Origin of the sequence: Synechococcus sp. BS55D (assembly GCF_004332415.1) — a bacterium.
Lineage (GTDB): Bacteria > Cyanobacteriota > Cyanobacteriia > PCC-6307 > Cyanobiaceae > Synechococcus_C.
On the sequence record NZ_PHQT01000001.1, the window covers coordinates 353,675 to 378,445 of the forward strand.

Here is a 24,771-nt window from a genome sequence, read left to right on the forward strand (position 1 = left end):
CAGTAGTTGTGATCCCGAGTCGTGAGCTGATGCTGGTGGTGGTGGCTTATCAGGCCACGGCCACGGAAGTGGAGCGTTTGCAGCAGTGCCTGCGCTGCCTGGATTCCCGCATCGGTTATGCCTTGGTGATCAACGCCTGGCGCCGTGACACGGCGGCGGAGGCTCTGAGTGAGGGAGCGGATCTGGTGATTCGCAACTCCAGCAATCTCGGTTACGGCCGAGCCCTGAACAAAGCGATTCAACGGCTGGGGGATCGCCTGCCCCTCGTGGCGGCGCTGAACACCGATCTGCAATGGGAGTCAGGCAGCTTCGAAACGATGCTGACCTGGATGCAGGAGCATCCCGATGTGGTGCTGGCGGTGCCGGGGATCCGCAGCCGCGACCCGCAGCGCAGCCTGCAGCAATTGGCCAAACGAGACCCCACGTTGTTGGCGCTGTTCAGTCGTCGATTCCTGCCCGATCGGATCAAGCCCGCCTGGCTGCGTCGCTATGACGCTCGCTATGTGATGGCGGATCTCAACTACGAGCAGGTGTTCGAGGCGCCTTATCTCAGTGGCTGTTGCATGGTCATGCGCCTGGACGCCTTCCGCGCCGTGGGCGGTTTCGATGAGCGCTTTTTTCTCTACTTAGAGGATGCGGATCTCACCCGTCGCCTGCGCAGCCATGGTCGCTGCGTGCACTTGCCCTTGGTGAATGTGGTGCATGCCTGGGGCCGCGGTAGCCATCACAGCCTCTGGCTCACCTGGGTGAATCTGGTGAGTGCCTTCACTTACTTCCGCAAATGGGGTTTGAAGTGGATTTGAACATCCAGCTTCAAAAGGGATAGAGGCGCAGATCGGGGCTCGGCCAGGCATCGAGATGGCTCCGTTCCAGACCCAGCCCGCTGAGGATCGAGGCCAGCCGTTGGCGGGAGGCCTCCGGCCCCCATTCCCGTGCAGCAAAGGCGGCGCCAAGGGTGCTGAAACGCTCCCAGGTGCTCTGATCGTTGAGCAGCTGCATGACGGCTGCAGCGAAGGCCTCAGCGCTGTCGGCCACCAGCAGTGGTGGGTTCTCTTGGGCAGGGAGCCCTTCGCAGCCGATGCTGGTGCTCACCACCGGTAGCCCCTGCCGCAGGGCTGTGCCCAGCTTGCCTTTCATGCCAGCGCCGTAGCGCAGGGGCAGAACGGCCACCTGCATGCGTGCCAGCAGGCCTTCGAGATCCTCCACGAAGCCATGCACCTGGAGGCATGGGCCCTGGAGGCGGCGGATCGCCTCCGGTGGCTCCTGTCCCACCACATGCAGGGTCAGATCCGGGAGGTTTGGCAGCAGCAGGGGCAGCACCGCCTCGGCGAACCAGAGCACGGCATCGGCATTGGGTCCGTGACGGAAATTGCCGACAAACACCAGATGCTGTCCCCCGAAGCGGGGCTGGAGAGCGGCGTTGTCCGAGCGGCTGAGCATCAGCGGTAGCCGGTCGATGCGCTGCTGCGGCAGGGCCCGTTGCAGGGCCTCCTGTTCCTGGCGACTGAGCACGATTGTGCTGTCGGCCTGCCGGCTGTTGGCCCACTCCTGGTGACGGCTGCGCTCGGCGCGGCGGGCGAGGGCCTGATCGTTGCGCAGGGCGGCCTCCCTGCCCCAGCGCAGGTAATGCAGATCATGGGGGTAATAGATCAGCCGTGCCTGGGGGCAATGACGACGGGCGGCCTCCAGGTGCACCTGGGCCAGCTCAGGCCGGAACACAAGCACCAGGTCGTAGTCAGACCCATGGCGGCGCAGATGGCTGTGGATGCTGCGGATGTGGGGGGCATGCAGACATTCAATCCCGAGCCGCTCGCAGAGGGCGGTGCCGGCCGCCGGCGCCGGTTCCGCGGCAGCGAGCAGGCTGGGCTGCACGTTGAGGTCCCGCAACAGCAGCATCAGATTGAGCAGGCAGACGGAGCCGGCATCGCGGTCGGGGCTGGGAATGGTCTGGTCGATCAGCAGGGCCCTGTAGGCAAAACCGCGGTTGAGTTCGCGCCGAACTTCCAGGCTTGATTGCTGCTCTGGCGGAGCGTGCTGTTGGAGGGCGTCGGCCCAACGCTCTCTGAAGCGCTTCTGATTGAGAACCTGATGACGCTTGAGCCCCTGCCTGGGGTCGGTGCCATGGCTCACGCCTTCGTGATGCACCACCACTGCAGCGGGTTGGTAAAGCACCTCTCGGCCCGCGGCCCGCACCCGCATCGCCAGGTCGGTGTCTTCGTAGTAGGCGGGCCGGTAGGCGGGATCAAACCCCCCCAGCTGCCGGAAGAGATCGGTGGGCAGCATGATCGCCGCCCCTGAGCAGTAGTCGACCCGGCGCAGGTGGTTGAACTCCGGGCGGCTGGGATCCTGGAAACGGCCCACGTTGCAGGCGGAGCCGTCTCGCCAGACCAGACCACCGGCCTCCTGCAGCAGCCCCTCTGCGTCAATGAGGCGGGCACCGACCAGACCGGCACGCCGTTGCTGCTCGAAGGTGTCCCTGAGGGCATCGAGGCTGCCTGCCTGCACGATCGTGTCGTTGTTGAGCAGCAGCAGGTGGCGGCCACGGGCCTGGGCGGCGGCTGTGTTGCAGCTGTCGAGAAACCCAAGGTTTTGGCTCTGCCGGATCAGGCGTAATCCGGGAACGGAAGCCAGCAGGCCGTAGTCGTCGTTGGGGGAGGCATCGTCAAGCAGGAGTAGTTCCCAGCTGCGGCTCGGCGGGTGGGCCTGGAGGCTGAGCAGACAGGCAACCGTGGTGCGGAGCTGGTCGTAGCAGGGCACGATCACACTGATCTCAGGCGCCGCTGCGCTTGTGGTGCTGAAGTGCAGGGAGGCAATGGCGGCGTCCAGGCCGTCCTGGCCTGCAGCAATGGCCGGTCGCCACGGTTTTGCTGACGGTTTTGCGGACGGTGTCGCGGACGGTGTCGCGACCCTTCGTCCCCGCCAGACGGTCGGCAGGAGCAACAGCTGGCGCCGCAGTGCCTGTTTGCTGCCAGCGGGCAGGGGCAGTCGGCGGTATCCCCAGCGCAGCAGCTGTTTCATGGCATCCCGCCCCAGCCCTCCGCCAGACCCTGTCCATGGGCCAGCTGTAACCAGGGATGCCGCGCCTGCAGGATGCGGCTGATCGAGCGTAGTTGCTGCAAGGTGCGGGTGGCCATCATGGACTCACCATGGCTGGTGTAAACAGCCAGTCGTCGCGGGCAGAGCACACCGCTGTAACCGGCAGCGATCAGCTTGCACCAGAAGTCGTAGTCCTCCCAGCCACCAGGGATGTGCTCGAAGCCGCCCACGGCCTCCCAAGCGCTGCGGCGGATCAGCGCCATGGCATCCACCTGGTTGAAACGCTGGAACTGCTGGGCCTGCCAGCTGATGCCCCCGAGCAGCGCTCCATGGCTGACAACGCCATCCTCCTGATCCACCGCCACCAACGGATGCACCATGGCCGTGCGTTCGGGTGCTTGGCGGGCCACCTGCAGGCAGGCTGCGGCAGCGTCGGGCAACAGCCGGTTGTCGGCATCGAGCACGAACACCCAGGGGGCGCGGGCGGCGGCGAAGCCGCTGTTGCGGGCCGCGGCTAGACCGCTGTTGTTGGTGTGACGAAGCAGCAAGGCGCGTTGGAATTGCTGGCCGTGCTGATCCAGCCACTGCTGCACCACCTGGACACCGTCGTCGCTGGAGGCGTCATCGACCACGATGAGCTCCAGGGTCTCGAGTCGCTGCTGGGCGACCGATTCCAGGGCTGTGCGGATCCGGCCGGCGTAGTTGTGCAGGCTGATCGTGATCGCCAGCTCCGCGTTTGCGCCGCTGCTCTCGTTGCCATCACCCCAGCTCCAGATCAGATCGCGAGCGGGCGTCGGGGTGTGGATGGGTCCCGGGGGCGGGCCGCCGGCGCGGCGCCAGGTCAGCTCACTGTGCAGGCTGGCGGGATGCAGCGGGGCCTGGAAGGCCTGGGCTGGCAACCAGTTCCTGGAGGCGGCTTCTGCGCTGGGATGTTCCAGGGCGCTGAACCCTCGACCGGTCTGTTCGGCGCGCGTTGGTTCTAGACGCACGAGCTGATGCCCCAGCTGCTGGCAGCGGTTCAACCAGGCGGCCAGTGCTTTTGCCTCAGCTTCGCTTTCGAGGAGTAGCTGATCGAAGCGGGGCAGGGTGTGGAGGTCGCTGGGGATCCTCTGCTCCCAGGCCTCACCGGCGCTTCCGAGCACCAGCAGCCTTGCTGGATCGAGGGCGGCAGGATCCGGCAGCCCCAGCAGCAGCGCTGCCTCAACCGTGAGCTGGTCTCCCTGCAACCAGGGGTTGCGGGCCGTGGTCGCTGGTCGGAGGCGATAGGCGTTCACCCCCAGGGCCCGCAGCACTGCGACCCGCTCGGGGTCGGGATCAAGTACGGCGACATGGCGGCGGCGCCATTGCAACACTTCACCGGCCCCCGGCAGCAGCGGCAACGGCTGGAGGTTGAGCAGCAGGTTGCGTTGGTCAGGTGTGCTCCATGTCGGCGACCAGGGAAGCTGTTGCAGCCAGGCATGCCATTGCCAGTTGCGGCGGTCCTGCGGCCTTGCCTGCAGTGGTAGACCCTGCAGGCTCTCGGGCAGGGGCAATTCGTTATTGCCGGTGGTGCTGGCTAACTGGCGCGCCTCCTCCGAGCTCAGGCCGATCAGGCTCCAGCGCAGCAGTCGCCGCCGCGTGCGTAGGAGCCCGCCACCGCTCAGGTGTCGGGCTCCATGCCTCCAGGGATGGCGGGGATTGAGGAGGGCCTGGAGCAGGGCTGGTCCGAGGGCGCGGCCGCTTGTGCCCAGCCGTTGCAGCAGGGCTGGCAGCAGGGGATTGGCCCGCGCGATCAGGGCATCAAGGTCGGTCGACAAGGCGATCGCTCATCAAAAAGGTCCGACTCCTAAGAGCCGGACCCATGGTGATACGAATCCGACCGAGATCAGATGCGCACGATGGAGCTGGAGGGGTTGAAGTCGTCGGCATTCACACCGGTGAGGGTGGTGGTGCCATAGCCCTCACGGATGATCGCCAGATCGTTGCCGATCTGCTTGAGGCTGAACGCCTGACCGCTCACGATGCCGAGTTTGTCGCCTCCCTTAGCGGAGAAGTCGGTGATCACATCGGTGCCCTTGCTGAGGCGGAAGAAGTCGGCACCCTTGCCGCCGGTGAGGGTGTCGTTGCCTCCGTTTCCGTTGATGTCATCGCTGCCGTCGCCACCATCGATCACATCGTTGCCACCCATGCCGGTGATCAGATCCTTGCCGCTGGTGCCGGTGACGGTGTCATCGCTGTGGGCGCGGTTGATCACGGAATCAAAGCCGCTGATCGGTGAGGAGTTGATTCGGTACTCGCGGGTGACTTTGTCGGGGATGTTGAAGTTGAACATGTTGATCTGGCCGCCGTAATCAGCCAGTCCAGCGGCCACATCGCCACCCGATTCACCGGAGTGCTGGATCACACCGATCAGGGTCTGGGCGGCCAGACCGAGTTTGCCGATCACTTCCTGCTCACCGGTACCCTTGAGCTCGTCCATGGAATAGAAGCTGCCGTCGGCCTTGGTGGCGACCAAACCGGTCACGTTCCAAACGCCGGAGTGCTCCGAGCTGGTGGCCCTAGAGAAGGCACCGGGCAGGGAGGCCACGCCAGCTTTGGCGCGGGGGTGGAGGCTGCCGCCACCAAGGCTCAGCAGGAAGCCAACACCGTCTTCCTTGAGCTTGAGGGTTTCGGAGTCGATTGGCAGCACGAAGCGGCGCTCGCCGTAATCGTTGCCGGAATCTTCGTCCACGATCAGGTAGTCACCGTCGGCCGTCTTGATCCATTGCAGACCATCAGGAGCCACGGTTTTGGCAGCCTTGCCCTCGATGTGAGTGGCAGCGGTCTTGCTGCCATCGGCATTGAGGGGGCCAGTGTGGGCTTGGCCCAGCCCACCGGTTTCGAGGGTGAGGGCCCCATCCACAGCAGCCACCAGGCGGGTCACATCCACCGAGAGGTAGTCGGGCAGTTTGCCGGCGGCGGCGGCCAGTTCGCTCTGGATCTTGCTGAGGTCGAAGGCCAGCAAACCGCCCTCGTCGGTCATGTTCTGGATGAAGCGGGTCTTGCTCGTGTCGGGGTCGGCAGCAGCGTGCTCCAGCTTGGAGTCACCATTGAAGAAGGTGTAACCGCTGGGCTGCTCGGCGGCTTTCTCCCAGAGCATCATCTCTGTGTCTTGCACCGCCTCGGGGCTGTCGAAGCCATCCCAGCGGTAGCTGGTGGGATAAAAGCGACCACTGAAGCTGTCGGGGGCTGAGGCATTCTTGAGATAGTCGTCCATGACCTTGTCGTCATAGACGCCGTTGCCGTCCTTGTCGGGTGTCACGCCCAGAGCACTGGCGGTGCTGCCATCGATGGCCATGCCGTAGATGCGGCCGTAGAGCAGACCGTTACGGGCCAGGAACTTGTCACGCTCGGAGGCGGTGGCGTAGTCGATCGCCGAACCATCGGCCAGCTTGTCCTTGATGCCCACATACACGCGGTTGGGGACCGGCTCCTGGTTGTGGTTGTAACCAGAGAGGGAGATCAGCGTGTAGTCCTTGCTGCCGGGGTTCAGGGGCACGAATTTTTCGTAGCCGGTCTGACCCAGCACCGGTGCGGTGTAGGCGGTTTGGTTAGCGATATCCACCACCATCGAGGCCAGGCCCATGGTGGCGTTGGAGTCGGTTTCACCGTTGTCAAACATGGATCTACCGATGTTCCACTCCTCGGCCATCAGCCATACGTCGTCTTCAAAGCCGATCCCGCTGCCCCACTTGTTGGCTTGCTCGTACCAGGCTGCGCAGAAGGAGTGGAAGAACCAGTCTCCTTGGGTGAGTTCTTGGCCGGCCTTGAAGGGAATCACCGTGCCGTCGGCCTTGGTCTGATTGCCCCACTTGGCGCTGAGATCCGAGCTGTCGGTGTTCTTGCCGTCCACCACTTCACCGAACACGTTGTAGACGGTGTCGAAGAGATGGCCGCTGCCCTTCACCATGGAAGCGGCGGCATCGTTGTTGTTCAGGAAGTCGGCGAACTTGCTGCGGTCGTAATCGATTGTGTGGATGTGGGAGCCGGTGAAGGTGGCACCGCTGTCCATGACCCAGCCATAGGTCTCGTTGGACATGGTTGCGTACGACTCCGACTGGTAGGCAACCCGAACGGTGTTGTTGTCCTTCAGCCAGCCGGCGATGCCGTCGGGATAGCCGGTCAGGGGCTTGCCGGTTTTGGAATCGACTTCGCCGACGGTGGCGATTGCCTTGTAGTGGCCGTAGGGATAAAGAATATTGCCGTCTTGCCCGTCCAGGAGTTGGCTGGCTTCCGTGGCAGTGCCGCCCTGGGGGATGCGTGCAGTGGTTGTACCGATGTACGGGGCCATGGTCAAAAAATAAAACCATCCCATCCTGTTCACGGTTCCTATTAGCTGATGTGGCCCAGTTGGCTGTTTTGCTGTCGCCGTGGATACAAAAAAGCGGTCCCAAATGGGACCGCTTGCACTGGTGAATTTGTTGAAGATCAGATGAACACGATCTGGTTGTCGCCGAAGTCGGCGCTGCTGATGTTCTTGAGGGTGGTCGTGCCGAAGCCTTCGCGAATGATCTGCAGGTCGCTGCCACTCTGGTTGAGGCTGTAGGTCTGACCGCTCACGATCGCCACCCGGTCACCAGCCGCGATGTTGAAGTCAGTGATCGTGTCGCTGCCCTTGCTCAGGCGGAACACATCAGCACCGCCACCACCGGTCAAAGTGTCATCGCCGGCATTGCCGTTGATGTCATCGCTGCCGTCACCACCGTTGATCACATCGTTGCCCGCGAGGCCACTGATGAAGTCAGCGCCGTTGGTGCCGGTGATCGTGTCGGCCACAGCGTTGCCGAAAATGCTGGCATCGAAGCTGCTGATCGGTGAAGGATCGCTGGCGTCCGCATAGGTCTTGTTAGCGAACTCGAAGATGTCGAGGGTGCCGCTCACTTCGTTGGCCGCCATCAGGAAGCCGCCGCCATTGCTGCCGGTGCTCACATACTCCAGGCCCTCAGGAGAGATGCTGTTCTCGTTGACGAGCGCATTCACGTAGTAGGCGTTGTAGGGATCGGTGACGTCGTACTGAAGGATCGCGGAGCTTGTGCCGCGCTCGAGGCCGACAAACACATAGGTGCGGCCGTTGATGACAGCGGTGGTCACACCCTCAGGCTCGGTGCCCTTGTCGTCGGAGCGACTGTCGTTGAGGATGCCGAGCTCGAAGGCTTTCTGCTCCAGCTCATTGCCGGAATCAAACACCACGTTGCCTTTGCCGTCGTAGATCGTGAAGGAGCGACCACCAAAGCCATAGAGGCGCTTGTCGGTGTTGAGGTCGACGATTGTTTTCAGGCGACCTTCACCTTTGGCAGCCACGATCGTGTTGGCGCTGGGCTGCTTGAGCTTGCCGGCACGCTTTTCATCGCTGTAGAACTCGTCGTCAGCGCCTGCGCCGTATTTCTTGGTGATGAAGAATTCATCGCCTTCTTCGGCTTCGAAGTCGAGGCTGGTGCCGATGCCGGCGCCCGCATACACGTAGAGGGTTTCGCCGGTGAGCGGATCGGCGAAGCTCTCGATGGCGCCCTTGGCTTTGTTGGTGCCCACGGAGTAGATGCCGTCGGCGGGAGCTTCGAAGTTCACATCATCCGGGCGGACGCGGCCGTCGCCTTCGTTAGCGGACACGACATAGGTCTTGCCCTCGGTGCTGAAGCTTGCAATGGTGTCGGCCATGCGCACGCCGTAGAAGCTGCGGTCTCCAGGGAGGAAGCCACCGTCTTTGTCGGAGGTGTCCACAGCCAGCTGCTGGAAGCTGATGAAGCTCAGCTGGTTGTCGGGGCGGCCGCTGGCAGAGAGGAAATCGTTGTCGTAGCCAACCACCAGGTCACCATCAGGGCCAATCGCCAGGCCCTCGGGCTTGTCGAATTTGGCGGAGGCACCGATCGAAGGAAGGTTGAACAGATCGGTCTGCTGCACCTGGGCGATGCCGGCAGCGGCCAACTTGGTCGAGAGGCTCACAGCGTCGAGCTGTTCGGGCTGGCTCACACCGAGCTTGGCGCTCCAGTCGAAGCCCAGCACGTTGGTGGCGTTGGCCAGATCGAATTCGAGGATCGATTTGTTGGAATCGATGCTGGTGCCGCTGTCGCGATCGAGCACATAGAAGGTGTCGCGCTCGGCGTCGTAGACGGCATCGCCGATCTTGTCTTGGTTGGAGGCACCAGCCTGGATGTAGAGGAACTCCTTCTTGGCTTCGCCGGTGGTGGGGTCAACGGCGACGATGCGGCGCAGCAGTGAATCCTTGTCGTATCCAGAGGGACGCATCGGACTCTGAATGAAGGCGTAGAGCAGGCCGTCCTTGCTGTTGTAAGCCAGGCCTTCAAAACCACGGTTGGCGCGGCGATCTGAATAGACCGACGGCAGGGTCTTGAGGGTGTAGCTGCTGACATCACCTCGTCCTGTGTCGTAGCTCACCGAGGAGTAGTCGGTGTCGGAAGGCACGATGCGGTGCACCAGCTTGCCGCTGCTGGCATCGAAGATGCCGATCTGGGGGCGGTACTCATCGGAGATGGCGAACACCGGATTGCCACCGTTGAGGCCGGGAACGGTGAGTCGGATGATGGATTCGGTGTCCATGCCGAAGGCGTCTGCGGCGATCGGGGTGTAGCCGCCGTTGCCATCGGGCTTGAAGCCGGCGTCATCGGGACCGCTCACCGACTCGGCACCGCTGGTGGAATCGACCGTGAACAGCTGGCCGATGCCGGTGAGATTGCGCCACTTGACGGTGCTGCCGTCGAGGTAAGGGACCTGTAGAGCGATCTGACCGGTGGCGGTCACGCCGTTGGCATCGCCAGACAGTGTGTAAACGGTGGGGGAGAACTCGGGGGCGTTGAACACCTTCTCGCCCTGGTAAGCCTTGGGGATGCCGTCCTTAACGGGCACGTCCTGGGCCTGGGGACCGCGGTCACTGATTGTGTAGTAGAGCTTTGTGCTCTCGTCGTACCAGAGGCCGGAGAGGCCGCCAGCCACGATCTTGTCGCTCGGGTAGTTGCTGTCGGCAATCACATTGGTGCCGGGAGCGAAATCGATCGAAAAGCTCACGTCCTTGGCGCTGGCCAGGCCACGATCCCAGTCCTTGATGCCAAGGCTGCGGATGTCGCTGATGCTGTAAGCCGAAGGATCGTCGCCGGCGATGTTCACCACGGCGAGCGCATTGTTTTCCTGCAGGCTCACGTAGGCGGTATCACCGCTGATCGTGACGTATTCAGGCTCGATGTCGGTGGAGGCATCGCCGGTGCTGATGCGCACCTCACGGGCCTTGAGGTAGGCGGTTTGTGCGGCATCGAAGCCGAGGTTGGTGACCACCGAGTTGCCGGGGTTGCTCCGGTTTACATCGATCACGCTGATCGTGCCGGGGCGATCGATGCTGTCTTCAGTTTCAAACCATTGGTTGGGCTCAGCCTCATTCGCCACAACGATCTTGGTGCCGTCGGCGTTGAAGCTGAGGGAGTCGGGCAGGGTGCCCACCACCACATTGCCGATGTTGCGGATCTTGGTGCTTGAGCCGCTGCCGCTGAGCTTGTAGAAGACCACCAGGCCTGCATCTTCCTGCGACTCCTTGCCGGCGATCGCCACGGCAGCCAGGTCACCATGCACGGTGACGCTCTGGGCATCGCCATCGAGGCTGTAGCTCTTCACCAGCTTCGGGGAGCTGGGGTTGGAGAGGTTCACCACGGCCAGCTGATCGCCACCGGTGATCACCAGGGCGACCTTGTGGTCTGCGGCGTAGGAGACGATTTCGGCGCCGCCGAGGTCGATGGAAGCCGTGGCCATGGTGGAAGGAAGGGGGATGATTTGGTTGCTGTTGCCGAGACCGCTGTTGATGATGCGTTTGTCGTCATCAACGCTGGTTTCTGCGGCTTTGAAGGCCTTATCCGCACTCGGATAGAAGGCCTGCAGGTATTGAGCGAGTGCGGTTTGCTCGCTCACCTTGGTGCCCGATTCGGTGATGTCGGTGATCGAACGCGACACCGTGGAGAAGGGATAGCTGTCGCCGTCGTTGTTGGCGAGGAAATTGAGAGTCACCATCTTGATGGTGCGGTCCGGATTGCCTACCAGCTGTCCGTTCTCAACGATCACGTCGGTGACGGCATCGTTCTCATCGACAATCACCAGGGTTTTGATGCGCTGCTGACCTGCTTCAGAGGAGTAGTCGACAGCGTGGTTGAACTCGAAACGCATCCCGGCGATCTGGGGGAACTGGCCCGGGGTGTTGCCGGCGGAGCTGGCGCTGATGGCGTGCTCCATGAGCGCACGCAGGCCGGCTGCATCGGTCTCAACGGTGACCAGTGTGTTGTTGAAGCGCAGGCTGTTCTCAATATCGAGCTGAGAAATAGCCCCAGCGGGCTTGTCGTAGCCATCCTTGGCCAGCGACTTGGCCAGGGGTGCCACCAGTTCAGGGGCAGCGGCGGTGCCGCCGATGTCTCCGATCGCAGCTCGCAGGCCGCCACCGTTTTTCAGCGAGACCTGGATGGTGGGATCAATCGTTCTGGCTTTCCAGAGCTGGGAATCAGCAGCCAGATTGCCGAAGTTTGTTTCCTCGGTGCGAATGAAGCCACGATTGCCCTGCAGGTACACATCGGTGTATCCGTAGATCTGTTGATCCTTACTGGTCACCACACCGGTGACGGCATTCACCAGGTTCTGAACAATGGCGGCAGTGCCTGTGGTCGCGTCACCGCCCACGGAGCTCACGCCGGCAGCAGTGGCAGGTATGCCGTCGGCCTTGATCAAGGAGGGCACACCGGAATCGTTGAAGCTCAACTGGATGCGACCGACCATTTCGTATTGGCCGGGAACAGACACCACATAGGCGGTAGTTCCATCCTTGTTTGTGGTGATGAAGATGTCGTCATCCGTGGAGGAGGTGCTGCCGTTGTCGAAGGTGCTGGCTTCGGAGCCACCGGCCACCATCACATCAACACCGGAGAGGGCGCGAATCAGGTCTTTCTCCATCTCCACCTGCTGAAGGTGCGACACCAGGATCACTTTGTTGGCACCGGCGGCAATGGCGGCGTCAATGCTGGTCTGCAGTTCAGTGGCGAGGGCCGCCACAACTTTGGCCCGCTCAGCGTCATTGACGGGATAGGTGCTCAGACCACCACCGCCTTCAGCCACCACGGCTCCGGGCGAGGAGATGGTGCTGAGAATCGGTGTGGTGGCACCGATCACGGCCACCTTCTCACCACCATCGAGGGTGAAGGATGCGGCGGCGGCCAGTTTGCGGGCGGCGGCACCTGCGGTTCCATCAACGATGCCGCTTTGATAAAGCGCGTTCAGGCCTGAGTCCGCGGAGACATCGAGGTTCGCCGACAAATAGGGGAACAGGGTGCCGACATAGCGGTCACCAGCGGGTCCTGCAGCGCCACGGGAATCCTGCTTGACCAGGTCGGCGAGGGCGCTGGTTCCGGCATCGAATTCGTGGTTGCCCAGGGCGGAGGCATCGAAGCCGATGGCGTTCATGATCGCCACATCCACAACCCCGGGAAGCTCGCGCAGGGAGTCGTAGTCGGTGGTGCTGAGCAGGGTGTTGTAGGCGTTATTCAGAACGCCGCTGTCGCGGAGTGCAGCCCTATCGCCCCCTGCGTTGTAGAAGGGCCCCGGAATCATGTTGTCGCCTGCCGACAGCACCAGGGTGGGGATGCTGCCGTCATCGAGGGCGTCGACGATGGCAGCGAAATTCACGGCTGCATCAAGGGCGCCGATGGAGCCACCCTCCAGATCTGAGGCGTAGAGGATTTGCAGTGAAAAAGCCATGAAACGCCAGACCTTGCGGCAGCAGAAACAAAACGTTCCCAAGGTTGCAAGTCTTCGCTTCAGCCAGCGTGTTTCCAACTACACGGCGATGTAGCAACCGCTACGTCGCCTGCTCGCCGTTGTCTTTGAGCTGTTCGCTACAACCTGTAGCGGAGCAGGAAGGGGCTGAGATCCACGTTGCTTGGCTCCGGTTGAGCGTCCTGTTGGATCACAACCTCCTGCTCTGGGGTGGGCTCGAGGGGTTCGCAGCGCGTGCTTCTGGATTGACCTGTTGACGGAGAGTCCAGCCACGGGGTGGCGGCATCGGCGCTCAGAAATGGATCTTGGATCAGCGCCTGTGACTGTTCTTTGGTGACAGTGGCTGTGGCTGAAGGAAGGCAGCGCCCAATCCCCTGCTCAGCCAGCTCTCGAAGGGTCTCGGGTGGCTGGCAGCTCAGCACCCGCTGGTAGTGCGCTTCAGCCGCCGCTCGATCCTGGAAGCCATGGAACTCGATGTGGCCCAGCAGCAGTGAAAGCACAGCTCGCCAAGCGATCAGGGCCTCCTCGGAACGACCCTTCGCTTCCGCCCCATTGAGTTCCTCCAGCAGGGTCATGCTCAGATCCCTCGCCTGCGGATAGTTCCCTTCCCCATAGGCCTGTTCGGCGCTCAGATAGCGCTGCTGAAAGTCGGCATCCAAGGCGGTTCAGGCGCGCTGTTCCAGTTGTAGGGCCTCTGCACGCCAGTGGATCCTCCAGCCAGCGCTCAGATCACGGCCAGCGGCGGGGCTGCCGGCCGCTGTCGCCTGGGCCAGCTCCTCCAGTTGGGCGGCGGTGAGCGGCGGCACCCCCCTGTCCCGCAGCCAGTGGGCCAGCAGGGTGCGGCGGGTTTCGAGCGGGAGGCTGCCGAAACGGCGGCGGTCGAGCGATCCCTCCGTCACGCTCAGGTGCTCCAGGGCCAAAGCGTTCAGGCTGGTTTGAGTGTCCCGCAGTTGGGACATCCGCTCCGCCAGCTCCGCCAGTCGTGCGCTGCAGCCCGGATGCAATTGCTCCAGCACGGGCAGTACCTCGGCGCGAATGCGATTGCGGGCATAGGCCGGATCCCGGTTGCTGGGGTCATCCCAGATCGGCAGGGCCAGCTCACTGCAGATCCTGGCGGTGTCGGCGCGGCTGAAGTCCCGTAGGGGACGAATCAGCTGCAGGTCGCTGCCCTCGAAAAGTCTTCGGCTGTGAAGTTGGCTGCCCAGCCCGGCCAGATCACTGCCGCGGGCCAGTTGCAGCAGCAGGGTCTCGGCTCGGTCACTGGCGGTGTGCGCGCTGATCACGATCTGGCAGGGGTGGTGGGGGTCCAGGCCGCTGAGCCGTTCGGCTTCGGCGGCGAGCGCGCCATAGCGCCAAGCGCGGGCGCCGGCTTCGCTGCGCTCAGGGCTCTCCAACGCGGCACGCCCTACAGCAAGATCCAGACCCTGAGCACGGCACCAGGCCTGCAGTTCCTGAGCGATCCGGCTGGATCCCGCATGCCAGCCGTGGTCGCCATGCCAGAGATGCAGCTGCCAGCCATGCAGAGGCTGGAGGCCCCGCAGGAGGGCCAGCAGGGCCATCGAGTCTTGGCCACCGGAGAGGGCCAGCAGCAGACGGCTGCCCCGGGGGAGCATCGCCGGCTGTGCCAGGAGCCGGCGATGCAGGCGGTCGTGCCAGGGAGTCCAGCCCATCGGGTGCGGCCTGCGTGCGGTGGGAGAATCAGGGCATTCGATTCCAAATCATGACCCGCCTCAGCTCCCTGCCTGCTGCCCTGCGTGCGCGCCTTGCGCAGCGTTCGGCCCTGAAGGTGATCGCCGGTCTGATGAACTTTGATGCCGACTCCGTCGCCCGGGTGGCCCGCGCGGCTGGCTTGGCTGGTGCTGATCTGATCGATGTGGCCTGCGATCCCGAGCTGGTGGCGCTGGCGATTCGCGAATCCGGCGGTGTGCCCGTGTGTGTGTCGTCGGTGGAGCCCGAGCAGTTTGTGGCGGCTGTGGAAGCTGGTGCGGCGATGGTGGAGATCGGCAACTTCGATGCCTTCTATCCCCAGGGCCGCATCTTCGGGGCGGCTGAGGTGCTGGCACTCACCCGCCAGACCAGGGCTCTGCTGCCCGAGGTGGTGCTGAGCGTGACCGTGCCCCACGTGCTGCCGATGGATCAGCAGGAGCAGCTCGCGGTGGATCTGGTGGAAGCCGGTGCCGACCTGATCCAGACCGAAGGCGGCACGAGCGCCAAGCCCTTCAGCGCCGGCAGCCTCGGCTTGATCGAGAAGGCTGCCCCCACGCTGGCGGCCGCCCACAGCATCAGTTCTGCTCTGCAACAGGCCGGTCTCGAGGCCCCTGTGCTCTGTGCTTCCGGCCTCTCGGCCGTGACGGTGCCGATGGCGATCGCCGCCGGTGCCGCGGGTGTGGGTGTGGGTTCGGCTGTGAACCGCCTCAACGATGAGCTGGCGATGGTGGCCGTGGTGCGTGGTTTGCGTGAGGCGCTCGGCAGCGCCATCACCATTCGGGTGTGATCACCCAACTGGTCAGCTTGATGGGGTGTCTCTAGCGTTTGGTCAGCCTTGCTCTGCCCGCGATGAACACCCTCGGCTGGTTGCTGCAATGGCCGATCCGGGCGCTGGTGTTGCTGCTGGTGGCGGCGCTGCCCCTGGGGGTGGAAATGGCCAACTTCGGCACGGCTCTCTGGGCGGCAATCCTGATCGGCCTGCTCGGCACCCTGCTGATCGGGCCCCTCAAGCTGCTGTTGGGGCCCGCCTGGGCCATCACCTCCCTGGGAGGGTTGATTGCGCCGGTGTCGTTTCTGTTCAACTGGCTGATCACCGTGATTCTTTTTGGCCTAGCGGCCTGGTTGATCACTGGTTTTCGTCTGAAGAACGGCCTGTTTAGCGCGATCCTTGGGGCGGTGGTGTACAGCCTGATCAGCGACTTCGTGCTGCGGGCCCTGGGGCTTGTGGATGTCGAGGTCACCAGGGCTGGCTTGTTGGTTGCATAAAAACTCCCCGGCGGTGGAGCCGGGGAGGATGCCGAACCCTGAAGGGCCAGATGGCGAAAGGAATCAGGCCATGAACTCGTTGTTGGCCCAGAAGGAGGCCAGCTCCTGGTTTTGATCCAGGGCATGGGCGCGGCGGATCGCGCTTTCGGCGTTTACCAGACCAAACCCGAAGGTGGTGTCGAAACCGCCGGCACCGATATCCATGGTACTACCGATCAGGATTTCGCGCAGCTCACCGCCATCGATGTTGGCGTTTTCACTCCAAACGAGGGCGGCGACTCCAGCCAGGTTGGGGTTGGCGCAGGAGGTGCCGCCGAAACCGCGCACGTTGCCTCCACTGTTGAGGATCGAGCGGCTGTCGGTGGGGGCCACCAGGGTGAGGTTCTTGCCTCGATTGGAGTAGCCCGCCAGATCGGTTCCGGTGGCATTCAGGAGACCGTCGACTTCGTCCTGACCAGTGAATTGCAAGGCACCGACACTGGCCAGATTGTTGAAGCGGTTCGTGCCGCTGGCCACGCCTGACACTGAGCTGAGGTAGTTGGGATCAGTGAGGTTGCCACCGGGTCCGCCATTGCCTGCTGCAATCGAGAAGAAGCCGACATCGGCGGTGGAGTCCAGTAGGGCCGTCATTTGCTCGCGGGTGGCACCATCGGTCCACCAGCTTTCTCCTTGGATCCCTCCCTGGAAGACAAGTCGTTGGTTGCCTTGGCGTTGGCTCATGGCGGAATCAATCGCCCCGTAAAGGGAGGTTCCACCGGCATAAACGTTGTAGGCCCAGAGCGATGCACCGGGGGCGATACCCGCCACTTCGCTGCCGTCATGGGCGGCTGCCATCACCGACATGGCCTGGTGACCATGGTCCGGCTGGTTGGTCAGGGTGTTTGTGGCTGTGCGATTGATGGCATGGTTCAGATCGCCATGAACATCACCACGACCTGCTGCATTGGCATCGAACCCTGTGTCCAAAGACACGAGCACGACATCGTCAGAGCCGGTGTTGAAGCGCCAGGCACCGTTCACATCCATCACCTGGGTGTTCCATTGGCGATCACTGGTGGCATCGAGATTGGGGGTGAGATCGATGGTGATGTCGGAGAAGCGCAGACGTTCGATCCCCTGGAGGTAGAGCTCATCACCGTTTTTGAGGCTCAGGGAGTCGAAGACCGTGCCGCCGTAGAAGGCCTGGCGACCAAGATCGGAGGCCGTCGCGGCATCGATGCCGGCGCGTCCGTTGAAGCTGAGCACATCGGTGCTGCGAATGCCATCGAGATTGAGGAAGTCGGTGCCACCGCGGCCCTTGTAGATCCGGGCGGAACCGATGGCAGAGCCGATATCGTTGTAGTTGAACGTGTTGCTGGTTTCATCACCCAGATGATTGGCGCCGTATTGCATCGGCTTGATCAGGGTGATCGCTTCTGAGAAGGATTCCAGCTGCTGAGGGCGTTCCTCACTGCCGCTGAAGAGATTCACCTCAATGCTGTATTGGTCGCGGAGGCTGCCTGTCGAAACGGCATCGAGCTTGTCTTTGAGGTTCACAAGGAAGGAACCCTGGGACGCATTGATCTGCTGGGTGCCGAGATTGATTACACGGCCGGATTCCAGATCCTTCGCGCTGATGGAGGCAAACACATCGACTTGATTGACGTGCACTTCGCCATCACGTCCAATTTGAATGCGTGAGGCTTCCTGCAGATAGTCCGGCCCCCAGTTGCGGGAGTCGAAGTTCACTTTGAGGGCGCCGTCTTCCAAGACCTCGGCCAGGCTGCCATCGCCTGATGCATCAGTAATGCGGCGGATTTTGAGAACGGGCACCTTGGGGTCGAAGGCATCTCCGGGCTTGCTCCAGTCGATCTTGAGTTGCTTGGGATCAAGGCCGGTGGCTTGAAGGAGTTGTTGATCCAGGGGCTGATCGATGTGGAAGCTCTTGTCGCTGATGATTGAAACCGTGGCGTTTTTGTCGATGGCATCGACTGATTGATTGAGCCCCAGCACGCTGGATTTGAGATCAGCATCTTGAAGTTGAGGTGCTTTGGGTTGAAGATCTGAGGCGGGGATCGCTTTGGCGAACCGGGAGTGCCATTGGGGAATGAAGTTGGTCATGGTTGAAGTGGTGGAGAGGGAGCGATTGCTCTGACCTCATCACCTTCTTCCGATTGCCCGGGCTTGTTGTTGATCAGCCTCAGTGATGCCTGTGACTTTGCTCACAGGGCTCTTCGTTGCCGGGTTTTCCCTATGGGGTCTGCTTCAAGCCGCCAGCTGATCGAGCACCTGCCGGGCCCGTTGCACCACGGGCTGGGGCACGCCAGCGAGACGGGCGGCCTCGATGCCGTAGCTGCGGCTGGCGCCACCGGACTGCACGCGATGCAGAAACACCAGGTCATCGCCGGTTTCCTCCACCAGCACCTGGAAGTTGGCCACATTCGCTCGCTCCGCCGCCAGGTTGTTGAGCTCGTGATAGTGGGTGGCGAACACAGTGCGGGCCTGCAGATCCCCGGCCAGGTGTTCGCTCACGGCCCAGGCGATCGAGAGGCCATCGAAGGTGGCGGTGCCCCTGCCGATCTCGTCGAGCAGCACAAGGGAGCGATCGCTGGCGTGATGCAGGATGTTGGCGGTTTCAGCCATTTCCACCATGAACGTGGACTGGCCGGCGGCGAGATCGTCGACGGCGCCCACACGGGTGAAGATGCGATCGGCGATGCCGACCACGGCTGCCTGGGCCGGCACCCAGCTGCCGGTCTGGGCCAGCAGCTGAATCAGACCGATCTGTCGCAAATAGCAGCTCTTGCCGCTGGCATTCGGTCCGGTGAGCACCACCAGATCGGTGCCATCGCCCAGGTGCACGTCGTTGGCGGTGAAGTTGCGCTCCACCAGCAGCTGCTCCACCACCGGGTGCCGACCGGCTGTGATCTGCAGCTCGCGGCCATCGCTGATCGTTGGCGCGCACCAGCGGCTTGTGGCCGCCACCTCTGCGAGGCCACCGACCGCATCGAGGGCCGCCACGGATCGGGCGGCCTGACGGATCGGAGCGGCCATGGCACCCACCTGCTCCCGTAGCTGGCAGAACAGTTCGTACTCCCGCTGGCAGGCGCGGGCCCGCAGCTGGAAGATCGTGCCTTCCCGCTGCTTGAGTTCGGGCGTGATGAAGCGCTCCTCATTGGCGAGGGTCTGACGCCGGATCCAGTGATCCGGAACGTCAGCGGCCTTGGCTTTGCTCACCGCCAGGAAATAGCCGAAGGTGCGGTGATACTGCAGGCGCAGATTGGCGTTGCCGCTGGATTGGCGCTCGAGCCGTTCCTGTTCCGCCAGCCAAGCGTCTTGATCATCGAGCTGGTTGCGCAGCCCATCGAGCAGGGGGTCGACGCCGTCGTGGATCAGGCCGCCTTCGCTGAGCGACAGGGGTGGGGTGTCGATCAGGGCATGGCGTATCGCTTGAGCCAGCTCCGCCAAGGCCGGATCCGGGCTGCAGAGATCCTGCAGCCAGTCGGGGTGCCGATCGTCGATTGCACCCTTGAGCCGCCCGGCCAGCTGGGGCAGCCGCTCGAGCCCATCGGCAATCGCCACCAGATCACGGGCCCCTGCATGGCCGGCACCGGCCCGGCCCGCGAGCCGCTCCAGGTCGCCCATCGGTCGCAGTAGCCGGCGCAGGGCCTGGCGCAGGTTGCGCTGCTCCACCAGCAGGGTCACCACAGCCTGGCGTTGCTGGATGGCGATGAGGTCCATCAACGGCGCTTCGATCCAGCGGCGCAGGCAGCGCCCACCCATGGCCGTGTGGGTGCGATCCACGGCCCAGAGCAGGGAGCCCTGCAGCTGTCCGTCGCGCTGGGTGGCGGTGAGCTCCAGGTTGCGTCGGGTCTGGGCGTCGAGCATCAGGGCTTCACCGCTGTGCACGATGACGGGCACCTCGAGGGGCACGCTCAGGTCGTCCTCCAGGGGCTGGGTGTCGCGCAGGTAGCGCAGCAGTCCGCCAACGGCTCGCAGGGCCAGGGGCAGGTCCCCCAGGCCGAGGCCATCGAGGCTGGCCAGGCGGTAGTGATCCAGCAGGGTCTGCTCCGCCTGCGGTCGGCTGAAGGGGGTGGTGGCCATCGGCGTCAGCCGCAGGCGCTGGGGGCACCAGGAGGGGCTGGCGTCGTCGTCGGCTGATGGGGCCCAGAGCAGCTCAGCGGCCTCCAGTTGGCTCAGCCGTTGGTGCAGGCCAGCACCACCGGTTTGCTCCATCACCTGCACCTCACCGGTGCTCACATCGGCGTGGGCCAGACCCCAGCGGAACGGTTGCTTGCCCTTGGCTGGCTCCACCACCACGGCCGCCAGCCAGTTGTTGCGGCGGGCCTGGAGCATGCCCTCCTCCAGCACGGTGCCGGGGGTGAGCACGCGGGTGATGTCGCGTTTGAGCAGAGCGCCCTTGGCGGGGGTGGTCTCCAGCTGGTCGCAGAGGGCCACGGAGTAACCGCGGCGGATCAGCTCGGAGCAGTAGCGCTCCGCGGCGTGATGGGGAATGCCGGCCATGGGCACACGGCCGATCGTTTTACCGCCCTCCTTGCCGGTGAGGGTGAGTTCGAGCACCCGCGAGAGTTCAATTGCATCGTCGAAAAAGCACTCAAAGAAATCTCCGAGCCGGTAGAGCAGCACGCGCTCGGGGTGGGCGGCCTTGAGCTCCACGTAGTGGCGCAGCATCGGTGTGAGCTGCAGCGGGTCTACCTGGCTGTGGTGGGCCCAGGCCGGTTCGTCGCTGATTGCGTCGTTTTCAGGCTCGCTCGTGGCGCTGACTGCCTCAGGGTCGAGTTCGGCGCTTGGTTCGCGGCGCTGGCGCGGCCGTTGGCTGGCATCAGCGCTCAGGCTGGCATCGCTGAGGTCTGCGGTTGCTGAAGCGTCTTGGCTGGCGCCCGCTCGCTGCTGGGGTTGCTCGGCTGGCTCAGGCGCTCCGAACAGATTGCCTTGCAGGGCCTGTTCTGGGGGTTGGGCGGCGGACCGTGGCATGGAGGCGAGTCCGGCGTGGGCAACGACGGGATCGTACCGATCCCGCCCTGGCTGCTTCCAGGTTTTCACTCTTCTCCTATCCCCCGTAACCTGAACGACCGGCCGTTGGCACCCGACGTCATGCCCGCCTACGAGCTTTCGGCGCCCTATTCACCCAAGGGTGATCAACCGACGGCGATCAAGCAGTTGGTGCAAGGGGTCAACGGTGGTGAGCGCTTTCAGACCCTGCTCGGGGCGACGGGCACGGGTAAGACATTCACGATGGCGAATGTGATCGCCCAGACCGGCCGTCCGGCGCTGGTGCTCGCCCATAACAAGACGCTGGCGGCCCAGTTGTGCAATGAGCTGAGGGAGTTCTTCCCCCACAACGCCGTCGAATACTTCATCTCCTATTACGACTACTACCAGCCCGAGGCCTACGTCCCGGTCAGCGACACCTACATCGCCAAGACGGCGTCGATCAATGAGGAGATCGACATGCTGCGCCACTCGGCGACGCGCTCGCTGTTCGAGCGGCGCGATGTGATTGTGGTGGCCTCGATCAGCTGTATTTACGGCCTGGGGATTCCGAGTGAATACCTCAAAGCGGCGGTGAAGTTTGAGGTGGGGGAGACCCTCAACATCCGCAGCCAGCTGCGGGAACTGGTGAACAATCAGTACAGCCGCAACGACACGGAGATCGCCCGCGGGCGCTTCCGGATCAAAGGGGATGTGCTCGAGATCGGCCCCGCCTATGAAGACCGGCTGGTGCGAATCGAGCTGTTCGGTGATGACGTGGAGGCGATCCGCTACGTGGATCCCATCACTGGCGAGATCCTCCAGAGCCTGGAGTCGATCAACATCTACCCGGCCAAGCACTTCGTGACGCCGAAAGACCGCTTGGATACAGCGATCAAGGCGATCCGCACGGAGCTGCGTGATCGCTTGGATGTGCTGAACACGGAAGGCAAGTTGCTGGAAGCGCAAAGGCTCGAGCAGCGCACCACCTACGACCTGGAGATGCTGGGGCAGGTGGGCTATTGCAATGGGGTGGAGAACTACGCCCGCCACCTGGCCGGCCGCGAGGAGGGCACACCGCCGGAGTGCCTGATCGATTACTTCCCCGACGACTGGCTGTTGATCGTGGATGAAAGCCACGTGACCTGCTCGCAGCTGCAGGCGATGTACAACGGCGACCAGGCGCGCAAGAAGGTGCTGATCGAGCACGGCTTCCGTCTGCCCAGCGCGGCGGACAACCGCCCGCTGAAGGGTGAGGAGTTCTGGACGAAGGCGCGTCAGACCGTGTTTGTGAGCGCCACCCCGGGGGACTGGGAGCTGAAGGTGAGCGATGGGCAGGTGGCTCAGCAGGTGATCCGGCCGACGGGGGTGCTGGATCCGATCGTGGAGGTGCGGCCGACGACGGGCCAGGTGGATGACCTGCTCGGCGAGATCCGCAGCCGCGCGGCCAAGCAGCAGCGGGTGCTCGTGACCACCCTCACCAAGCGGATGGCGGAGGACCTCACGGATTATTTGGCCGAAAACGAGGTGCGGGTGCGCTATTTGCACTCGGAGATCCACTCGATCGAGCGGATCGAGATCATTCAGGATCTGCGCCTTGGCGAATACGACGTGTTGGTGGGGGTGAACCTGCTGCGAGAGGGCTTGGACCTGCCGGAGGTTTCGCTGGTGGCGATCCTCGATGCCGATAAGGAGGGTTTCCTGCGGGCGGAGCGCTCATTGATCCAGACGATTGGCCGCGCGGCGCGGCATGTGGAGGGGGTGGCGCTGCTCTATGCCGACAACATGACCGACTCGATGGCCAAGGCGATCGAGGAAACCGAGCGCCGGCGCAAGATCCAGCACGCCTACAACGAGAAGCACGGGATCGTGCCGACGGCGGCGGGCAAGAAGGCGAGCAATTCGATCCTCAGCTTCCTGGAGCTGTCGCGCAAACTCAAGACCGATGGTCCCGATGCGGATCTGGTGCAGGTGGCCGGGAAGGCGGTGAAGGCTCTGGAGGATGACACCGACGGCATGGCCCTCGATGCCCTGCCGGAGCTGATTGAGCAGCTCGAAGCGAAGATGAAGGAGGCGGCCAAGAAGCTCGACTTCGAGGAGGCGGCGAACCTCCGGGATCGCATCAAGCAGCTGCGTCAGAAGCTGGTGGGGAGCGGCTGAAGCGCCGCCCAGTCGTCAAACCCCCAGCGGTGATTCGGTTCCCTGGGCTTCATGGCGCACGTTGCCGCCGAGCCCGAAGCCGGCGTGCACGGCCTGCAGGGCGGCGATGCCATCGGCTTCCGCCACCACGCAGCTGGTGCGGATCTCACTGGTGGCGATCAGTTCGATGTTGAGGCCGGCATCCGCCAGGTAGCGGAACATGCGGCCGGCGGTCCCGGCGGTGGCGGGCATGCCAGCACCCACGGCGCTCACCCGGGCGATGGCTGGTCCGTCTTCCAGTAAGGCTCCAGGCCACTGGGCCAGCAGGGCACTGAGGGCCTGGTCGGCGGCGGTTCGGTCCTCGCGTTTGAGCGTGAAGCTGATGTCGCGGCTGCCATCGCTGTGCTGCCGCTCCGACTGCACGATCGCATCGATGCTGATGCCGGCATCGGCGAGGGCCGAGCAGAGGGTTGCGGCCGTGCCAGGGCGGTCGGGAACATGACGCACGCTCACCTGCGCCTGATCGCGGTCAAGGGCGACACCGCGCACCTCCGGCTCTCCGGCGCCGGTGGCGGGGGGATTGATCTGCAGCTGCGGCTCGGCCAGTTCGAACGCTTCGCTCACGGCCCGCAGCGCCTTGCCGCCCAGGGAGGCATCGATCACGCAGCTCACCTTCACCTCGCTGGTGGCGATCAGGCGCAGGTTGATGCCCACCCGCGAGAGGGTGTCGAACAGACCGGCGGCGATGCCGGGGCGACCCATGATCCCGGCGCCGCTGATGCTCAGTTTGCTCATGCCGCCCTCGGCCACCAGCTGGCCGCCCATCGCGTCCACCAGCTCGGTGCAGATCCGGCGGGCCTTGCCCAGATCCGCTTCCGCCACGGTGAAGGTGATGTCGTTGCTGTTGCCTTCGTGGGTGGCCTGGATGATCAGGTCCACATTCACGCCGCCGGCCGAGAGGGCTTCGAACAGGCGGGCGGCCACTCCGGGTTGGTCGGGCACATGGGAGAGGGCGAGCACGGCCTGTTGTTCCAGCAGCTCGGCTCCATCCACGGGCCGGCCCAGTTCCAGGCCCTCGCGGCCGATCGGGCGGGCGCTGCGGCTGGTGAGGGTGGTGCCGGGCGCATCGCTCCAGCTGGAGCGCACCACCAGGGTGACGCCGTAATTGCGGGCGATCTCCACGGCGCGGGGGTGCAGCACGGCGGCGCCGAGGCTGGCGAGCTCGAGCATCTCGTCGCAGCTCACCTGCTCCATCAGCTGGGCATCGGCCACTTTGCGCGGATCGGTGGTGAGGACTCCAGGCACATCGGTGTAGATCTCGCAGGCATCGGCGCCGAGCGCTGCGGCGAGAGCCACGGCGGAGGTGTCGGAGCCACCGCGGCCGAGGGTGGTGATTTCAGCGGCGCCGCCACTGCTCTGGCTGGTGCCCTGAAAACCGGCCACCACCACCACCTGGCCGTCGCCAAGACGACTGCGCAGGCGCTCGGTGCGCACCTCGAGGATGCGGGCGCGGCCATGGGCTGATTCGGTCACGATGCCCACCTGGGCGCCCGTCATCGAGATGGCGGGAATGCCGAGCTCATGGAGGGCCATCGAGAGCAGGGCAATCGACACCTGCTCACCGGTGGCCAGGAGCATGTCCATCTCCCGCTGGGGCGGGTTGCTGCTGATGGCGCGGGCCTTGGCGGTGAGTTCGTCGGTGGTGTGACCCATGGCCGACACCACGATCACCAGGTCATGGCCCTCTTCCTTACAGGCGGCGATGCGCCTGGCTACGGCCTGGATGCGCTCCACGCTGCCGACGGAGGTGCCGCCGAACTTCTGCACCAGCAGGGCCATCCATGCCGCTTCATACCGGAGGCGATTGTCTCACTGGGTCAA

At 63.9% G+C, this 24,771-nt stretch carries 13 protein-coding genes; 4 read left to right on the forward strand and 9 right to left on the reverse strand.

Going from position 1 to position 24,771, the window contains the following annotated elements; all coding sequences use genetic code 11:
• Positions 1-8: 8 nt before the first annotated feature.
• Complete coding sequence (locus CWE16_RS01795; RefSeq protein WP_131592464.1) at positions 9-803, forward strand: glycosyltransferase; 795 nt, start codon at positions 9-11, stop codon at positions 801-803.
• A 10-nt stretch (positions 804-813) separates the two neighbouring features.
• On the opposite strand, the gene CWE16_RS01800 is transcribed toward CWE16_RS01795, so the two are convergent.
• The 6 genes from CWE16_RS01800 to tilS all read right to left on the reverse strand — a co-directional run bounded on the left by CWE16_RS01800 (position 814) and on the right by tilS (position 14,477).
• Positions 814-3,018, reverse strand: coding sequence for a glycosyltransferase (locus CWE16_RS01800; RefSeq protein WP_131592465.1), 2,205 nt, complete (start codon positions 3,016-3,018; stop codon positions 814-816).
• Positions 3,015-4,832: a glycosyltransferase family A protein gene (locus CWE16_RS01805; RefSeq protein ID WP_161567553.1), complete on the reverse strand. Its 1,818-nt coding sequence runs from the start codon at positions 4,830-4,832 to the stop codon at positions 3,015-3,017. Before CWE16_RS01805 ends, CWE16_RS01800 begins: the two co-directional genes overlap by 4 nt.
• A gap of 68 nt (positions 4,833-4,900) precedes the next feature.
• The gene (locus CWE16_RS01810; protein WP_201737941.1) at positions 4,901-7,345 is read right to left on the reverse strand and encodes a calcium-binding protein; all 2,445 of its coding nucleotides are present in this window, start codon (positions 7,343-7,345) and stop codon (positions 4,901-4,903) included.
• Positions 7,346-7,482: 137 nt separating this feature from the next.
• Positions 7,483-12,789 carry a choice-of-anchor I domain-containing protein gene (locus CWE16_RS12400; RefSeq protein ID WP_131592467.1) on the reverse strand — a complete coding sequence of 1,769 codons (5,307 nt, stop codon included), beginning with the start codon at positions 12,787-12,789 and terminating at the stop codon, positions 7,483-7,485.
• A 137-nt stretch (positions 12,790-12,926) separates the two neighbouring features.
• Positions 12,927-13,466, reverse strand: a complete 540-nt coding sequence (locus CWE16_RS01820) for a hypothetical protein (protein ID WP_131592468.1) — start codon at positions 13,464-13,466, stop codon at positions 12,927-12,929.
• Between the two features lie 6 nt (positions 13,467-13,472).
• Positions 13,473-14,477 carry a tRNA lysidine(34) synthetase TilS gene (gene tilS, locus CWE16_RS01825; RefSeq protein ID WP_131592469.1) on the reverse strand — a complete coding sequence of 335 codons (1,005 nt, stop codon included), beginning with the start codon at positions 14,475-14,477 and terminating at the stop codon, positions 13,473-13,475.
• 50 nt (positions 14,478-14,527) lie between these two features.
• On the opposite strand from tilS, the gene CWE16_RS01830 reads away from it, so the two are divergent.
• Both CWE16_RS01830 and CWE16_RS01835 read left to right on the forward strand, forming a co-directional pair.
• Complete coding sequence (locus CWE16_RS01830; protein ID WP_131592470.1) at positions 14,528-15,301, forward strand: DUF561 domain-containing protein; 774 nt, start codon at positions 14,528-14,530, stop codon at positions 15,299-15,301.
• A gap of 62 nt (positions 15,302-15,363) precedes the next feature.
• On the forward strand, positions 15,364-15,780 hold the full coding sequence (locus tag CWE16_RS01835; protein ID WP_131592471.1) for a phage holin family protein: 417 nt from the start codon (positions 15,364-15,366) through the stop codon (positions 15,778-15,780).
• A gap of 63 nt (positions 15,781-15,843) precedes the next feature.
• On the opposite strand, the gene CWE16_RS01840 is transcribed toward CWE16_RS01835, so the two are convergent.
• The gene (locus CWE16_RS01840; RefSeq protein ID WP_131592472.1) at positions 15,844-17,880 is read right to left on the reverse strand and encodes a S8 family serine peptidase; all 2,037 of its coding nucleotides are present in this window, start codon (positions 17,878-17,880) and stop codon (positions 15,844-15,846) included.
• Between the two features lie 144 nt (positions 17,881-18,024).
• On the reverse strand, positions 18,025-20,754 hold the full coding sequence (gene mutS / locus CWE16_RS01845) for a DNA mismatch repair protein MutS (RefSeq protein ID WP_131592473.1): 2,730 nt from the start codon (positions 20,752-20,754) through the stop codon (positions 18,025-18,027).
• 120 nt (positions 20,755-20,874) lie between these two features.
• On the opposite strand from mutS, the gene uvrB reads away from it, so the two are divergent.
• Entirely contained in the window at positions 20,875-22,911 is a 2,037-nt protein-coding gene (uvrB, locus tag CWE16_RS01850) for an excinuclease ABC subunit UvrB (protein ID WP_131593002.1), read from the forward strand.
• 15 nt (positions 22,912-22,926) lie between these two features.
• On the opposite strand, the gene CWE16_RS01855 is transcribed toward uvrB, so the two are convergent.
• Positions 22,927-24,729 (reverse strand): aspartate kinase, encoded by a 1,803-nt coding sequence (locus CWE16_RS01855; protein ID WP_131592474.1) that lies wholly within the window; start codon positions 24,727-24,729, stop codon positions 22,927-22,929.
• Positions 24,730-24,771: the final 42 nt, after the last annotated feature.

Coding starts and splice junctions, on each gene's coding strand:
- CWE16_RS01855 (WP_131592474.1), bottom strand. CDS start 24,729: ATGGCCCTGCTGGTGCAGAAGTTCGGCGGCACCTCCGTCGGCAGCGTG.
- CWE16_RS01840 (WP_131592472.1), bottom strand. CDS start 17,880: ATGACCAACTTCATTCCCCAATGGCACTCCCGGTTCGCCAAAGCGATC.
- mutS (WP_131592473.1), bottom strand. CDS start 20,754: ATGCCACGGTCCGCCGCCCAACCCCCAGAACAGGCCCTGCAAGGCAAT.
- uvrB (WP_131593002.1), top strand. CDS start 20,875: ATGCCCGCCTACGAGCTTTCGGCGCCCTATTCACCCAAGGGTGATCAA.
- CWE16_RS01830 (WP_131592470.1), top strand. CDS start 14,528: ATGACCCGCCTCAGCTCCCTGCCTGCTGCCCTGCGTGCGCGCCTTGCG.
- CWE16_RS01800 (WP_131592465.1), bottom strand. CDS start 3,018: ATGAAACAGCTGCTGCGCTGGGGATACCGCCGACTGCCCCTGCCCGCT.
- tilS (WP_131592469.1), bottom strand. CDS start 14,477: ATGGGCTGGACTCCCTGGCACGACCGCCTGCATCGCCGGCTCCTGGCA.
- CWE16_RS12400 (WP_131592467.1), bottom strand. CDS start 12,789: ATGGCTTTTTCACTGCAAATCCTCTACGCCTCAGATCTGGAGGGTGGC.
- CWE16_RS01835 (WP_131592471.1), top strand. CDS start 15,364: ATGAACACCCTCGGCTGGTTGCTGCAATGGCCGATCCGGGCGCTGGTG.
- CWE16_RS01810 (WP_201737941.1), bottom strand. CDS start 7,345: ATGGCCCCGTACATCGGTACAACCACTGCACGCATCCCCCAGGGCGGC.